Annotated in this window: 20 protein-coding genes; 9 read left to right on the top strand and 11 right to left on the bottom strand. The window is 46.7% G+C overall.

Translation table 11 applies throughout. The features are described 5' to 3' along the window. From WJR50_RS33415 to WJR50_RS33370, 10 genes are all read right to left on the bottom strand, one after another. On the bottom strand, positions 1–445 hold a 445-nt coding region (locus WJR50_RS33415), incomplete at its 3' end, for a transposase (RefSeq protein WP_341297672.1). Positions 446–556: 111 nt separating this feature from the next. Further along, the gene (locus WJR50_RS33410; RefSeq protein ID WP_341297671.1) at positions 557–1,384 is read right to left on the bottom strand and encodes an aldo/keto reductase; all 828 of its coding nucleotides are present in this window, start codon (positions 1,382–1,384) and stop codon (positions 557–559) included. A gap of 26 nt (positions 1,385–1,410) precedes the next feature. After that, a complete protein-coding gene (locus WJR50_RS33405) occupies positions 1,411–2,166 on the bottom strand; it encodes a ThuA domain-containing protein (protein ID WP_341297670.1) in 756 nt (251 codons plus the stop codon). A 156-nt stretch (positions 2,167–2,322) separates the two neighbouring features. After that, on the bottom strand, positions 2,323–3,234 hold the full coding sequence (locus tag WJR50_RS33400; RefSeq protein WP_341297669.1) for a helix-turn-helix transcriptional regulator: 912 nt from the start codon (positions 3,232–3,234) through the stop codon (positions 2,323–2,325). 75 nt (positions 3,235–3,309) lie between these two features. Beyond that, positions 3,310–3,804 (bottom strand): putative glycolipid-binding domain-containing protein, encoded by a 495-nt coding sequence (locus WJR50_RS33395; RefSeq protein WP_341297668.1) that lies wholly within the window; start codon positions 3,802–3,804, stop codon positions 3,310–3,312. Continuing rightward, the gene (locus tag WJR50_RS33390; RefSeq protein ID WP_341297667.1) at positions 3,801–4,589 is read right to left on the bottom strand and encodes a PhzF family protein; all 789 of its coding nucleotides are present in this window, start codon (positions 4,587–4,589) and stop codon (positions 3,801–3,803) included. The genes WJR50_RS33395 and WJR50_RS33390 overlap by 4 nt, the downstream gene beginning before the upstream one ends. A gap of 6 nt (positions 4,590–4,595) precedes the next feature. Then, entirely contained in the window at positions 4,596–5,699 is a 1,104-nt protein-coding gene (locus WJR50_RS33385) for a bifunctional transcriptional activator/DNA repair enzyme AdaA (RefSeq protein WP_341297666.1), read from the bottom strand. Continuing rightward, positions 5,696–6,448, bottom strand: a complete 753-nt coding sequence (locus tag WJR50_RS33380) for an isocitrate lyase/PEP mutase family protein (RefSeq protein ID WP_341297665.1) — start codon at positions 6,446–6,448, stop codon at positions 5,696–5,698. Before WJR50_RS33380 ends, WJR50_RS33385 begins: the two co-directional genes overlap by 4 nt. Positions 6,449–6,543: 95 nt before the next feature. Next, positions 6,544–7,056: a GNAT family N-acetyltransferase gene (locus tag WJR50_RS33375; protein WP_341297664.1), complete on the bottom strand. Its 513-nt coding sequence runs from the start codon at positions 7,054–7,056 to the stop codon at positions 6,544–6,546. A 166-nt stretch (positions 7,057–7,222) separates the two neighbouring features. Then, a complete protein-coding gene (locus WJR50_RS33370) occupies positions 7,223–7,411 on the bottom strand; it encodes a hypothetical protein (RefSeq protein WP_341297663.1) in 189 nt (62 codons plus the stop codon). A 260-nt stretch (positions 7,412–7,671) separates the two neighbouring features. On the opposite strand from WJR50_RS33370, the gene WJR50_RS33365 reads away from it, so the two are divergent. The 9 genes from WJR50_RS33365 to WJR50_RS33325 all read left to right on the top strand — a co-directional run bounded on the left by WJR50_RS33365 (position 7,672) and on the right by WJR50_RS33325 (position 12,382). Then, positions 7,672–7,839 (top strand): hypothetical protein, encoded by a 168-nt coding sequence (locus WJR50_RS33365; protein WP_341297662.1) that lies wholly within the window; start codon positions 7,672–7,674, stop codon positions 7,837–7,839. Between the two features lie 83 nt (positions 7,840–7,922). Next, a complete protein-coding gene (locus WJR50_RS33360; RefSeq protein WP_341297661.1) occupies positions 7,923–8,510 on the top strand; it encodes an LOG family protein in 588 nt (195 codons plus the stop codon). A gap of 111 nt (positions 8,511–8,621) precedes the next feature. Then, on the top strand, positions 8,622–9,554 hold the full coding sequence (locus WJR50_RS33355) for a LysR family transcriptional regulator (RefSeq protein WP_341297660.1): 933 nt from the start codon (positions 8,622–8,624) through the stop codon (positions 9,552–9,554). Between the two features lie 63 nt (positions 9,555–9,617). Then, complete coding sequence (locus WJR50_RS33350) at positions 9,618–9,980, top strand: hypothetical protein (protein WP_341297659.1); 363 nt, start codon at positions 9,618–9,620, stop codon at positions 9,978–9,980. Continuing rightward, positions 9,974–10,225 carry a hypothetical protein gene (locus tag WJR50_RS33345; RefSeq protein WP_341297658.1) on the top strand — a complete coding sequence of 84 codons (252 nt, stop codon included), beginning with the start codon at positions 9,974–9,976 and terminating at the stop codon, positions 10,223–10,225. The genes WJR50_RS33350 and WJR50_RS33345 overlap by 7 nt, the downstream gene beginning before the upstream one ends. Positions 10,226–10,229: 4 nt before the next feature. Then, a complete protein-coding gene (locus WJR50_RS33340) occupies positions 10,230–10,706 on the top strand; it encodes a DinB family protein (RefSeq protein WP_341297657.1) in 477 nt (158 codons plus the stop codon). Next, the gene (locus WJR50_RS33335; RefSeq protein WP_341297656.1) at positions 10,703–11,227 is read left to right on the top strand and encodes a YfiT family bacillithiol transferase; all 525 of its coding nucleotides are present in this window, start codon (positions 10,703–10,705) and stop codon (positions 11,225–11,227) included. Before WJR50_RS33340 ends, WJR50_RS33335 begins: the two co-directional genes overlap by 4 nt. Before the next feature lie 10 nt (positions 11,228–11,237). Next, a complete protein-coding gene (locus WJR50_RS33330; RefSeq protein ID WP_341297655.1) occupies positions 11,238–12,140 on the top strand; it encodes a DMT family transporter in 903 nt (300 codons plus the stop codon). Between the two features lie 11 nt (positions 12,141–12,151). Then, positions 12,152–12,382, top strand: a complete 231-nt coding sequence (locus WJR50_RS33325; RefSeq protein ID WP_341297654.1) for an avidin-fold protein — start codon at positions 12,152–12,154, stop codon at positions 12,380–12,382. A 210-nt stretch (positions 12,383–12,592) separates the two neighbouring features. Here the strand turns inward: WJR50_RS33325 and WJR50_RS33320 are convergent, their stop codons facing one another. Then, positions 12,593–12,886, bottom strand: coding sequence for an integrase core domain-containing protein (locus WJR50_RS33320; RefSeq protein ID WP_341297653.1), 294 nt, complete (start codon positions 12,884–12,886; stop codon positions 12,593–12,595). Between the last annotated feature and the right edge of the window lie 195 nt (positions 12,887–13,081).

The following is a 13,081-nucleotide window of genomic DNA, read 5'->3' as shown; positions in this document are numbered from 1 at the left end:
GCATCAATTGACTGTGTGTCTCCGGGTGCCGGCCACCTTCCACCATTCCTGCCTCTGTACAGAGTTTTAATACTTGCAAAAAGCATTTTTCAAATATCTTTTCAGGTAAGCGTTGTCTAGTACGAGATAATGTGCTATGCCATGGCAAATCTTCATCTAAGTTGTAACCTAAAAAATAAAGAATATCTAATCTCAATTCACTAGTCCTAATAATTGCTCTATCAGAACTAAGATTTTCAAGGTGCCCAACAAGCATGAATTTGAAGAAAATCACTGGGTCTATAGATTGATGGCCACATATCCCGTAAAATGGAGCCAAAGTATCGTAAAGAAAGTCCCAATCTATTACATACTTTAGCTTTCTATAAAGATTATCTTTTGGAACCCGTTCCTCTAGAGAAAAAGAGAAATGAGTTTTTTCCTCATATGTCTTTTTTCCTATCATAAATAAAGATAAGAATCACTCACCTAAAATGGAATAGGTTGTGCAACAGCCACGGAAGTTTTTTTCCAGTTGGTTGATTTGGCTGATGGCTTCCTGGTCAAGAGCAACATTTTAAGCCCAATAGTTTTCCAGTATCCTACCGGCATGGGTAGATTTTGGTATGACGATATTTTCTCGCTGCAAGGCATAGGCAATCAGGATTTGAGCCGGGGCACAATCATTTGCCTGGGCCAATGCATGAATTACCGGGTCTTTGAGTAGCATCGGTTCATTCTGCCTTCTGATAAAGTCCGGTCTGTCTGATGATCCCAGCGGACTATAGGCAGTAATGCTAATGTCATTTTCCCGGCAAAAAGTCTGCAGGTCATTCTGCTGAAGATAAGGATGGGTTTCCACCTGGTTAACCACCGGTTGCATAGTGGCTTCATCAAGCAAAGAAGAAAGATTTTTGATGCCGAAGTTAGATACACCAATATGCCTGACCAGCCCCTCACCCACCACTGCTTCCATGCCCTGCCAGGTTTCCGCTAGAGGCACTTCTTCCAGGCTGAGCAGATCGTCAACCGAATCCGGGAAAGTAGAGCCCGCTCTTTGGGCTACCGGCCAGTGCACCAGGTAAAGATCAAGATAGTCCCGTTTGAGATCAATCAGTGATATTTCCAGGCCTTTGATCACATCATACCGGGCATGGTAGCTATTCCAGAGCTTGGACGTAATCCAGAGTTCTTCTCTTCTGACGAGTCCCTGCTTAATGGCTTGCTCGATGGCCGCGCCTACCTCTATTTCATTTTCGTAGATTGGCGCGCAATCAATGTGGCGATAGCCCACCCTGATGGCTTCCAGTACAGCTTCATACACTTTTCCAGGCTCAGATTTCCATGTGCCCAGCCCCAGGGAAGGCACTTTGTCTCCATTGTGTAGTTGGTTTGTTTTCATCATTTAGGTATTATTTGTTCAATTCTTCGCTATTGTACAGGCCGGTCAGTAAGCCACAGCAGGGCATTGCGGAATAGGGACTGAAAGCCAGGGTTCTGCTGCGAATAAGCATCATGACCCAGGGTGAGCACCAGCACCTTGCCTCGCCCCCAGGGCCGTACCCACATGATGGGATGTAGTTCGGCGCGTGCCAGCACTTCTATCTTATCGGTAATAGGTTGCATCAGGTAGAGTTCGTCTAGGATCGTAAATTCATCTATCCCCCTTGTGATAGGATGTCTTTTCCTGCCAGCCTGCTCCCAGCCATACCAGGCATCGTAAGGTTGTACGGTGAATGTTTTGATCTCATCATGGTGAATATATTGGGCACCAATCAACTGCTGGTAACGCGGATCATCGGAGAACTGTACCAGACCTGCATGCAGGGCCAGGTAAGGCACACCATCCTTTATGGCCTGTAGGAAATCTTCAAACTGTTGCTTACCGGGCGATTGAAACAGTCCATTGTTGATGATCAGGTCGTAGTGAGTAAACTGCTCAATTTCAGTCAGGTCTTCCACGACGGTAAAATCTGCGATGTCCTGGTTCACAAGTGTAAGCAGATGGTTAGGAAAATCATGCTTCCAGCTATGATATGGATGATCAGCTGATTTATTACCCTGGCCGGTAATAAAGAGTACATGGGCCTTGTGCTGACCCTTCGCTGTGTTTTTCAAGTTCAGTAAAAAGATAATGATCACCATCAGGACAATGAGCTGCCCCAGGTGTAAGATCGTCTTAAACATACGATTACAATTGACATACTACATCTGTTTCGCAAGGGTAAGCAGCGAAACTTTGCCTCCATATTTCTGGCTCATTTAATAGATAAGCCAGCTTTTACAAAGCAACAATGTATGCCTGATTGATGCTTTAAGAAAAAGCACCATGACTATCAAAAATCAAACATCCTGCTGGCGGAAGTCCTGTGGTGTGACACCAAACTGCTTTCTGAAGCAGTAAGAAAAATAGGAAGCGTCCCTGAAACCCAGGGAATAGGCCACCTCTGAAATGCTCCAGTCAGTGTGCAGGAGCAAGGCTTTGCTCTCCTCCAAAAACTTCTGTTGTATCAGTTGCCCGGTAGTACGTCCACTGATTTTTTTGACCACCCGATTGAGGTGATTGACATGTACTGAAAGGTGCTCAGCAAAATCAGAAGGTCTGAGCAGAAAAGGCGGCTCTCCGGCGGTGCGGCGGGGAAACTGCTGGTCCAGCTTTTCAATGAAGAGATGATAGATTCTCTGGGAAGAACTACTCTTGACCAGCGAATAGTCTCTTTCCGGCTGCAACCGCAGGGCTTCGTGGGTCAGGATATAGAGGTGGCTTCTGAGCAAATCGGCTTTATGTGCGTAATTGCCCTGGCACTCCTGCATCATTTTCTTGAAGATATGCAGCATGGTATCTTTTTCTTCTTCACCGAGAAAAAAGAAAGGATGCTCATCCTTCTTGTACAGCGGGGAGGAAAGTAAACTCTGCGGCCTGCCGCTATCCTGCAGAAACTCTTCCGTAAAAATGCAGAAATAGCCGCCCTGTTGAGAGCTATCTGCCTTCCAGGCATAGGGGATAAATGGGTTGGAAAAGAAGAGGGTGGGGCGGTCAATATTAATTTCCTTATCCAGGTAAATGAGCCTGCCTTTTCCGTCAATAAGTGATATTTTGTAAAATTCCCGCAAATGAGACGGCATATGCAAATGGCAACTGAAGGTGTCGCGGCGATAGACATTGAAAAAGCCCTTTACCTGTGATTCACCCACCCGCACGTGGGCGGGGGCGTGCTCTTTGAAAAAACCGGTAATGCTTTGGCGGTAGTTCATGGGATCAGAGATGTTATTGCTGTTTCTTAAAATAAGAAATAAGGATGTCTTTATTAAATATGTTCCTGCTTTTTCCTATACCTGCATGAACAAGCCGGAATACTCCATCACAAATCCATCTTTATCAAAAATAATATCAGACTCAAAACCGGAAGTAAGGTTCCGGTAACAGACTTCCTTATCCAGTAGCTGATAGCTTTGCCTGTGTGGTTGGGCTGAAAGGGATGGAAACCGGATCAGTAAAACCTCTTCCTCCAAATGCATTTGTTGGTGGTACTTCAGGAAGTTGACCGGTAAAGAATTGGTAAGGGGAGAGATTTCAAAGTCCACAAATTTTACCCCCGCATCTTCAGGGCTGAAAGACTGCTTTGCACTTCCATATACCTGGATATGCATCTCACTGACTGTCCAGTCCTCATGAAGTGCTAGCTGGTAGATAACCTGCTCTTTCTGATCTGAAAAGCTGATCGTGGAGTTAACGTGAATCTCTCGGGCATCAAAAATAATTCTGGCCTCTTCATGACTATTTTGCTGTAATCCTCTCCACTTTTTTAGCAGTATTTTTTTCATTGAGGCACATAAATTTCACCTTCCAGGTACAAATGGCAGCTTCCGCTCAGCAGCACCCGCTTCTCTTTCAGTTCACAATGGAGCACGCCTTCTCTTTCGGATACCTGATGAGCCAGGAGTTGATTCTTTCCCAATCGCTTCGCCCAGTAAGGCACCATGGTACAATGGGCCGAACCGGTAACGGGATCCTCCAGCCAGTCATACCTGGCATCAAAGACACGAGAAACAAAATCACAGTCATGTCCGGGAGCACTGAGGTTGATCCCCAGACAGTCTATTTCTGTGAAAGGAGTTTTGGGAGCTTTAAAGTTACGCACTTCCCTTTCACTATCCACGATGAGCAGCAAATCCCGGGAGAGGTAAGCCTCACGTATGTTCAATCCGGGCAATGCAGCCAGGCTTTCAGGCACCTCAATTCTTTGACTGCTCCAGGCAGGTAGATCTATGGTAACCATATCACCCACCTGTGCCCGGAGCTCTCCGCTCATGGATGAATAGAAGAGAATTTCCTCTCTAGTATCACCGAGCATGTTCCGAATTACCCAGGCAGAAGCCAAAGTGGCATGTCCGCAGAGGTTAATTTCATAGAAGGGGGTAAACCAGCGGATCAGGTAATGCTGCTGCTCAGGAAGCAGAAATGCCGTTTCAGCCAGGTTATTCTCAGCAGCGATTCGTTGCATCAGCTCATCTTCCGGCCACTGATCCAGCAGCACCACCGCTGCCGGATTCCCCCTGAAAAGCCCGGAGGCAAAAGCATCTACCTGGTAGATGGGATATTTTTTCATGTTCATTTAGGGTTTCATTGATTTAACCGGCACCTTAGCCGAAGCTGTTACATCACTACTGATGTGTTTTCTCTCCCAGTCCAGCAGCCATTGTTTTCTTTGCAGCCTACCACCGTAGCCGGTCAGGCTTCCGTCCTTGCCTATCACCCTGTGACAGGGGATGATGATAGCAACCCGGTTCATGCCATTGGCACGGGCTGCTGCCCTGACGGCATGGGGGTCGCCCATGAGCTGTGCCTGCTGCTGATAGGAAGAAGTACAACCATAAGGAATGGCGCTGAGAGCCTGCCATACTTTTTGCTGAAAAGCAGTACCGGGCGTATCCAGTGCTACTTCAAATTGCTTTCTTTTACCTTCAAAGTATTCCTGGACTTCTTTGATTGCCTGCCGGCTGTGCTGGTTTTCTCCGGCCAGCATCCGGGCTTTGAGCTTACTCTGCAGATCATCCAATTCTGTCTCCAGCATCCGGCGGTCAGTAAATTCCAGCAGGCAGATACCTGTATCGCTGGCACAGACAAACATAGGTCCCAAGGGTGTGGTGAAACGGCTTATCAGGAGGATGTTTTGATGCCCATTGGCATCGGGTGATGAACCCAGGAGTTTCTTGTAGGTGTAGTTAAAGCCGCTTAGGGATTCGTATCCGGCATCGTAGGCTGCCGCGGTACCTGAGCTGCCTGCTTTCAACTGGCGAAAAGCCTGGTTCACCCGCTGCATGCGCTGATACGCCTGGAAAGTAAGGCCATAATGCTGTTTGAACCACCTTCTGACCAGGCTTGGGCTGATTTGCTCCTCTCTGAGTCGGGTATCACTGATCTTTTCTTCCGGGGAGGCTTCCAGCAGACGAATTGCCAGTGCTACCTGTTCTGGCATGGCGTGCGCATGTGCGGTGGGACGGCAGATTTTGCAGGGACGAAAGCCGTTAGCCAGGGCATCTTTGAAGTGGGAGAAGAACTCTACATTTTCTTTTTTAGGCTTCCTTGCCCGGCAGCTGGCGATGCAGAATACGGAAGTGGTTTTCACGCCTACGAAAAAAATACCTACAAAGGAGGTGTCCCTGTCCAGTAAGGCCTGGTAGTAAAGCTGTATTTTCTGCGGGTCGGTAATTTTCATAATTGAAAAAGTGGCTGAGGTGACTGCTGTTGTTGCATGGCCAACAGGCTGCTCCTGAGTTGTGCATACATATTTTTGAAAGCAAAATCTCCCATAGAGATCCTTCTCACCCCTAAGTGACCCAGGACCCGAAAACCAGGCAGACCCGGCAGGCACATGAGGTTGAGCGGTAAAGGAGTGGCCGAGACAATTTCGCTGATTTCATCTTCCTTTACCAGTCCGGGAACGAATATAGCATCTGCTCCGGCATTTTCATAAAGCCTGATTCTTCTTTTGGTTTCTTCTAATGCCTGGGGGTGCCCGAGCAGGTAGGTATCTGTTCTGATGTTGAGAAACCTATCCTGACACTGGTTTTTGATCTGCTCAATAAGGTAAGCAAAAGGCTCTGCTTCCAGCAGTGTTCTTTCAGCTACCACCCTGCTGTCTTCCAGGTTAATCCCGGCCACACCCAGCCCGGTGAGCTGCCTGATATGCGAAACAATCGTGGGAGTATCCCTGGCATAGCCTGCTTCCAGGTCTACCGATAAAGGAAGAGAGGTATTTTTGGCTATACGCTTAAGTATAAAACAAAGCTCGTCAAAGCTCATGGCTTCCCCATCCTGATAGCCCATCGTGGCAGCGATAGCTGCGCTGGAAGTGCCCAGGGCCTGAAAACCCAGATCTTCAGCTACTTTGGCGCTGGCTACATCCCATACATTGCAGATCAGCAGGGGCTGCGCCTGCCTGTGTAGTTCTTGAAAAGTCATCATCGTTTTTTCTTCAAAGAACGGCAGGGCTTTTCCCTTGAGCAACCGAAAAATGAACAGGTATTTTTTTAAAACTGGCTTTTCAGATATCATTCTATTTATCTCACGAGAGAGATCTCAAACAGGCTTACCTGGGCATTATGATAATGTGCAGGTAATCCACTGGTATCGTGTAATGGGAAAAGTCCCAGAAATTGAAAGCCGCATTTGCTGTAATAATTGATTAAGCTGCTATTGTTACCTACCGTATCCATTCTGATGTACGCTTTTCCCAGAGCCTTAGCATATGCTTTACTCCATTCTACGATTTCCTTGACCAAAAAGCGCCCCCTGAAGTCAGGTGAAGTGGCAATGCGGTGGAGGTAGATGGCAGGCTCATCTTTTTTTTGTAACCATATCTTCGGATCTGAAAATGCGGTACTCCAGACACAGCCAATCCTATGGTTGATTAGTAACTTCCAGACCTGCTTTTCCTCAATTTCACTTTTGATAAAATCATCACTGAAGTGGGGCCATGCTACTGCATTATATCGTTTTTGTAATACCACTGCATGCTGGTACAGCCTTTTGATCTCTTCAATGTCGTCAGGAGTACAATTGATAATTTTCATAGCTTAAAGCAAAACAATTTATTTTTAAACAGACTTTCTCTCATTCCTTTTAGAAAAAGAAAGCATAACGCATTCGGGTCATAAGAATTTTTTCCGGTTTCGGTAATCTCAGGCATTTTTTGAATCAGCAGGGTGATTAGCCTACTCAATAGCATTGATGATGATGTTATTTATGAAAATAATAGTCCAGTCCACGCTTACTGGAAGACTTTTGCTTCATATCCAGGCTGCAGCGAATCGTATCACAGCACTTCTCCATATCCAGTTTTCTTTCAGCCTCTTGCATCAGTAGGTTGAGCCGGGCTACCCTGGCTTCCATTATCTGTTTCAATAAGGTTATGAGATAGCGTATCATATTGTATATCGTTTGAGGTGAAATTTATCCGCAAAATCAAAGGCTGTGCTGCCTGTTTTGGCAAGGAGCAGACAGGAAAACTACATATGCCTGAACTTGAGCCTTTCGATTTGAGATACCTGTAACAACGGGAATTGTACTTGAAAGGGGAAGTTTTCAGGCTGAAAAATACTCATGGTTTACCTGCATATTTTTCAATACCCTATTGAGATCGGCAGACGTAAAAGCACCTGATCACTCATTTCTAAAATTGCCAGACTATGAAACTATTGCGTTTCTCTTTCCATATTTTGCCAAGAACGGAAAGCAAAGAGATAAAATCCACCACTTCGGCGGTACCACTGGATTATGAATGGACAGTCAGCATTGCCGCTGCTTACCTTCCGGCAAAAAATCCGGATTCTGATCCTAAAATTCAGGAAAAGTAAAGGCCTGAAACTATATTTGACAGGCTACTATCTCAAAGCTGGGATTCAGTTTCAGATTCAATCCTTCTAAAATCAGGTAAAATATGACCTTAAGTTCAATTGCTGTTTTCTGCGCCTCCAGTCCTGGTTATGATGAAAAATACATGCAGGAGGCTTACCGCCTGGGGGCTTATCTTTCTGAGAAACACATCAGAGTCATCTACGGCGGAGCCCGCGTTGGACTGATGGGAGCTGTCGCCGATGGTGCACTTTCAGCGGGGGGTGAAGTAATTGGTGTTTTGCCAGTGTTTTTGCAGGATAAGGAAGTGGCACACCAAAACTTAAGTGAGTTGATCTGGGTAGAAAGCATGCATGAGCGCAAAATGAAAATGCACGCTCTTTCGGATGGCGTTATCTGCCTGCCGGGAGGTTTCGGCACGCTGGAAGTAACCTTTGAAATGCTGACCTGGGGGCAACTGGGCCTGCACCAGAAACCAGTAGGGCTGCTCAACATGAATGGCTTTTTTACCAGCCTGCTGGATTTCCTGGATCAGATGGTGGTTGCCGGCTTTCTTAAGCAGTCCAACCGCGATATGCTGCTGGAGGCTGGCGAGGCAGCTGCTTTACTTCAAACTATGTCAGACTACCAGCCGGTCAGGGTGGAGAAATGGATCAGCAAAGGCCGCACCTGAGCCCGGAATTTTTCATGCTGAATTATTTTCAACATGATGATGAGTTTTTTTCATCTATACCCTGGCAGGTTTTCATGATTCATGTCTATTTTAAGGCTTAACTTCATCCTCATGATTGAAATCAGACATTTGAAACTTTTAGACGCCGTAGCCGAAACCGGCAGCCTGAAGAATGCGGCTGAGAAGCTATTTCTCTCCCAGTCTGCGCTCAGCCACCAGTTACGCGAGCTGGAGTCTTACCTGGAAACCCCGGTATTTTACCGCCTCAACAAGCAACTGGTGCTTACGCCTTCCGGCAAAGTGCTTCTGGACAGCAGTCGTGAAATTCTGGCTAAACTCAGCCTGACTGAAAAGACCATCCGCGAGATCAGCGACGGCGACCGGGGTACGCTACGCATCATGATTGAATGCTTTACTGCCTACCACTGGCTGCCCCGCCTCATGCAGGACTTCAGCCGGGATTTTCCCAAAGTGGAGTTTTCTATTTCTTATGAATGTAACCGCTGCCCTACCAATCACCTCATCAGCGGCGAGCTGGATATTGCCATCATCTGCGATGAGGACGACAGCCCGCTCATCCACATGGAGAAAATTTTTGATGATGAGATCGTAGCAGTACTGCCCGAAGACCACCCGCTGGCAGATAAAGCCTATTTGCATGCTGAGGATTTTGAAAACCAGCATTTGCTGATCCACTCCTTTCCCCTGGAATCAGTGAGCCTGGCCAAAAAAGTACTGATTCCTGAAAAGATCAACTTAGGCAAAGTAACTCAGGTACCCATTACTGATGCTGCCCTGGAGATGGTGAAGTGTGGTATCGGCATCACTACCCTACCCATGTGGATACTGAATCATTACCTGCAAAACCAGCCTGTTGTAGGCGTTCCGGTGACCCGTGAGGGCATCAAGATCAGCTGGTATGCGGCCATGCTCAAAGATGCAGAGCGCCCGGCTTACTTTGATGTATTCGTCAGCAAAATGCACGAGTATGCCCGCCCGGGATGGCAGAACAGTCTGCATGAAAGTTTTTCATCAAAGCATTGAAAAGAATGCGTTTGCGCCATGAGGCTGAGCCTGCTAATATGCAGTCACTAATCAGTCTTAGGTATGAAAAACTTTTTACTTACGGCCGTTTTGCTCTGGCTGCTTTGTCCTGCCCTTGGGTCTCAGCCGCTGCGGAGCAAAGAGGTCAGCGGCGCCATTTATTTGCAGGATGGCACAGAAATCATCGCCCCCTTTATCTATCATGAGCAGGAACAGGTGATCGTGCAGAAGAATGTATCCGGGTTACAGGTGTATACCACCTTTCACGTAGATTCCTTCTTCTTTTATGACCCTGCGCTGATGTGGCAGCGGCGGTTCAGGAAGATAAATTACCGTAAAAGAGATCAGTTTTTTGAGGTAGTTACACCCGGCAAGGTAAGTATTGTAAGGCTTAAAATGGCGCAGAGCGCCCCCAAAGTATGGTAAAGAACAGCGAAGACCGGCATCGCCTGGACTACCAGTATTTTGTATTCCACAGTGGCAGTATTAGCCGCCTCAGGGATTATGGTCTAAAGCACCTTTACGCCACTCATCCTGAGTTTAGGAAAGAAATGAAAAAATTCGCCCGGCACAGGCACCTTGATTTTTACAAAATGAGCGATAAGATTCAGCTGATCCGCAGGCTTAATCAGCTTATAAATCAGCGGGATACATTTAGCCAAAAACAGTAAGAAGATGAAACAGTCAATCATCAATCAGCTCATCAGCGAGTCGGACAGTATTCTTTATGGAGAGAACTGGCTGGATGCGACTTTTGAAGAAAAACTCCATTTCATTGACAGTGAAAACGCCTTTACACAGCCATATCAGCTGAAAAGTGTGGCTGAACTGCTGCATCACCTGCTGGTGTGGCGGGAAGAACTTCTTGGGCGGCTCTCCGGCGAGCCTACCGTGAGGCTTAAGATGAGCGATGAAAACAACTGGCTGCCCCTAACAAAGCTGCAGGCTATCGGATGGGAATCTATCCGGCTGGAATTTTTCCAGAGCCAGGACAAATTCAAAGCCATCCTTTCCGAGCAGGCAGATGATTTTCTACTCAACTTTCATGAGGGCAGCGGCTATGGCTACGAGCAGATGTGCCGCTCGCTCATTCATCACGATATCTACCATCTAGGGCAGATTGGTATTACTATAAAATTTTTGAGACTATGAAAGAACTACAGTATCCCATAGGAAAATTTAAGATGCCGGCGACCGTAAGCACAAAGCTAAAAGAAGCATGGATATTAGATTTACATACTTTTCCCGCACAACTACGTGAACTGCTTGAGCCGCTGAACCAAAGCGCGCTGCTGTCCGGCTACCGCCCGGGTGGCTGGCGTATCACCCAGATCGTGCATCACTGTGCTGATAGTCATATGAACGCATTTATCCGGTGCAAGCTCGCCCTTACCGAGGATAAGCCGGTCATCAAAGATTACCAGGAAACAGATTGGGCAGAATTGCCGGATGCTACATTGCCAGCACCTGAAGTTTCCCTGCAACTGCTTACTGCCCTGCACCAGCGATGGGTCGTATTATTTGAAAATCTCAGCGAAGCACAATTTCAGCGGACCTATTTTCATCCCGGTCATCAGCGGGAATTCAGCCTGCTGGAAGTGCTGGGCCTGTACAGCTGGCATAGCCGGCATCATTTGTCACACATCAGGCTGGCTATTGAACAGCCAGTCTAAATCAACTTTTATGGATAAAAATATATTGTATGCCCGGCTTGCAGTGGCATTTTTGTGCCTACTCTGGGGCACTACCTACATCGCGATCAAATTTGGTTTAGAAGACATTCCTCCTTACCTGTTTGGGGCTATCAGGCAACTCATCGCCGGAGTTTTACTTATCCTGTGGGGCCTGATCCGGAAGGGTTTTCGCTTTCCTTCTGTTTCCGAAGTAGCCGAACAAATCATCCCCGGTTTACTGCTGATCAGTTGCGGGCAGGGCTTTATGTACTGGGCTTTGCTTTACATTCCCAGTGGGCTGGCGGCGCTGATCGCTTCCATGATCCCCATGTATGCTGTTATTTTCAGCCTCTTCATACCTTCTGATAAGCAGCTCAACCTGCATGGATGGCTGGGGTTTGCACTGGGAGCCGTAGGCATGATGATCGTGTTCAGCGAAAATATCAGCTATTTTCTCAAACCTGAGTACCTGATCGGTATACTGATTACTTTTCTGGGAGCCTTCTGCTGGGCAGGAGGAAGCTTTCTGGTGCAAGCTAAATCAAAAAACAATGTCAGTCCCTACTACAAAGCCGGGTTCCAGCTTTTTTTTGGCAGTGGCGGCTTGTTTGTCTTTGCCTATTTTGCCTCAGATTTCACCAACTTTCATGGCTTTACCTTATCTTCCTTCCTGGCTTTGGCTTACCTGGTCATTCTGGGTTCACTGGCCGGTTACCTGGCCTTTCTTTTCGCCATCAAGCACCTGCCGGTGGCCCAGGCAACCCTTTATTCCTACGTCAATCCACTGGTAGCGGTGTTTTTAGGATGGGTCATATTCAATGAGCCACTGGGCTGGCAATTGGGAGCGGGTTTCCTGGTCACACTAAGCGGAGTATATTTACTAAGCAGAGGATTTGTTAAGAGAACTACATAAAGACCCTAAAAATGAATGATATTCTAGACAATAAAAGCTTCCGCTCTGCTGAAAACTCAGACACTGGTGCGGTGAGCAGTGAAACCATTTTTCATTACCGCCAGGAGCAAAATCTGGTCTGGGCCGAATATGCTGGCGGTGAGATCAATCGCGGCCACCTGATTGGCTTTATCAATGATTTTGGTCAGCTAGACATGGTTTATCACCATATCAATGTCGCCGGAAAGTTAAAAACTGAATAGTCCTGGAATGGGTTTACAGATTTGCTGGATTTAAAGGTAATTGATTAATTGTACATTATTAAGAACTTGTCTTTTCTAGTCATACAACATTTCAGGTTTTTTACTTTTGTTGCCCATTTTCCCCTCAACCATACCCTCAGTTTCAGGTGGAGGGCAGCGACCGACGCCCGGTGGTTGAGGGAATTATGTTTACTCTTATTTGGCGGATTATCAAGCCACCATGGCATCCAATACTGCTTGATTAGCCTTTCTACTGTACTTTGGCCCGGCCACCCGGTTCCATTTTTTCTTGCCTGGTTTTCTACCTTTATGTACCTGGTTAGGGGTTAAGTAACCTAGGCTACCATGCGGATATTTATGGTTGTAGATGTAGATTGTCCTGGCCACTGTTTGTAGCGCTAAAGCAAAGGTTGGAAAACCCCTTTCAAGCTTAAATTCCTCTTTGAGTGTTCTATGCATCCGTTCAGCAAGAGCGTTCTCTAAAGGATCTGGGAAATTGGTCACGCTCCACGTCGGATGGAGATCAAGATTTTGTTGTCATGAAGCAGCTTGATATAATCATTACAACAGTATTGTATGCCCCGATCAGAGTGATGAATCAATTGGTAGGGGGGTGGCTCCCCAATGCCGTTTAGTTAAGCGTCACATAGCCCTTCTGTAGTTGTGCCAAGTTTGATATTTACCTCGTCGTTTGTTCCT

Source organism: Catalinimonas locisalis (assembly GCF_038039535.1).
Taxonomy (GTDB): domain Bacteria; phylum Bacteroidota; class Bacteroidia; order Cytophagales; family Cyclobacteriaceae; genus Catalinimonas.
Note: the sequence above shows the minus strand (reverse complement) of the source record. Positions and strands in the feature narration are given on the sequence as shown.

Coding starts and splice junctions, on each gene's coding strand:
- WJR50_RS33410 (WP_341297671.1), bottom strand. CDS start 1,384: ATGATGAAAACAAACCAACTACACAATGGAGACAAAGTGCCTTCCCTG.
- WJR50_RS33405 (WP_341297670.1), bottom strand. CDS start 2,166: ATGTTTAAGACGATCTTACACCTGGGGCAGCTCATTGTCCTGATGGTG.
- WJR50_RS33400 (WP_341297669.1), bottom strand. CDS start 3,234: ATGAACTACCGCCAAAGCATTACCGGTTTTTTCAAAGAGCACGCCCCC.
- WJR50_RS33395 (WP_341297668.1), bottom strand. CDS start 3,804: ATGAAAAAAATACTGCTAAAAAAGTGGAGAGGATTACAGCAAAATAGT.
- WJR50_RS33390 (WP_341297667.1), bottom strand. CDS start 4,589: ATGAAAAAATATCCCATCTACCAGGTAGATGCTTTTGCCTCCGGGCTT.
- WJR50_RS33385 (WP_341297666.1), bottom strand. CDS start 5,699: ATGAAAATTACCGACCCGCAGAAAATACAGCTTTACTACCAGGCCTTA.
- WJR50_RS33380 (WP_341297665.1), bottom strand. CDS start 6,448: ATGATGACTTTTCAAGAACTACACAGGCAGGCGCAGCCCCTGCTGATC.
- WJR50_RS33375 (WP_341297664.1), bottom strand. CDS start 7,056: ATGAAAATTATCAATTGTACTCCTGACGACATTGAAGAGATCAAAAGG.
- WJR50_RS33370 (WP_341297663.1), bottom strand. CDS start 7,411: ATGATACGCTATCTCATAACCTTATTGAAACAGATAATGGAAGCCAGG.
- WJR50_RS33365 (WP_341297662.1), top strand. CDS start 7,672: ATGAAACTATTGCGTTTCTCTTTCCATATTTTGCCAAGAACGGAAAGC.
- WJR50_RS33360 (WP_341297661.1), top strand. CDS start 7,923: ATGACCTTAAGTTCAATTGCTGTTTTCTGCGCCTCCAGTCCTGGTTAT.
- WJR50_RS33355 (WP_341297660.1), top strand. CDS start 8,622: ATGATTGAAATCAGACATTTGAAACTTTTAGACGCCGTAGCCGAAACC.
- WJR50_RS33350 (WP_341297659.1), top strand. CDS start 9,618: ATGAAAAACTTTTTACTTACGGCCGTTTTGCTCTGGCTGCTTTGTCCT.
- WJR50_RS33345 (WP_341297658.1), top strand. CDS start 9,974: ATGGTAAAGAACAGCGAAGACCGGCATCGCCTGGACTACCAGTATTTT.
- WJR50_RS33340 (WP_341297657.1), top strand. CDS start 10,230: ATGAAACAGTCAATCATCAATCAGCTCATCAGCGAGTCGGACAGTATT.
- WJR50_RS33335 (WP_341297656.1), top strand. CDS start 10,703: ATGAAAGAACTACAGTATCCCATAGGAAAATTTAAGATGCCGGCGACC.
- WJR50_RS33330 (WP_341297655.1), top strand. CDS start 11,238: ATGGATAAAAATATATTGTATGCCCGGCTTGCAGTGGCATTTTTGTGC.
- WJR50_RS33325 (WP_341297654.1), top strand. CDS start 12,152: ATGAATGATATTCTAGACAATAAAAGCTTCCGCTCTGCTGAAAACTCA.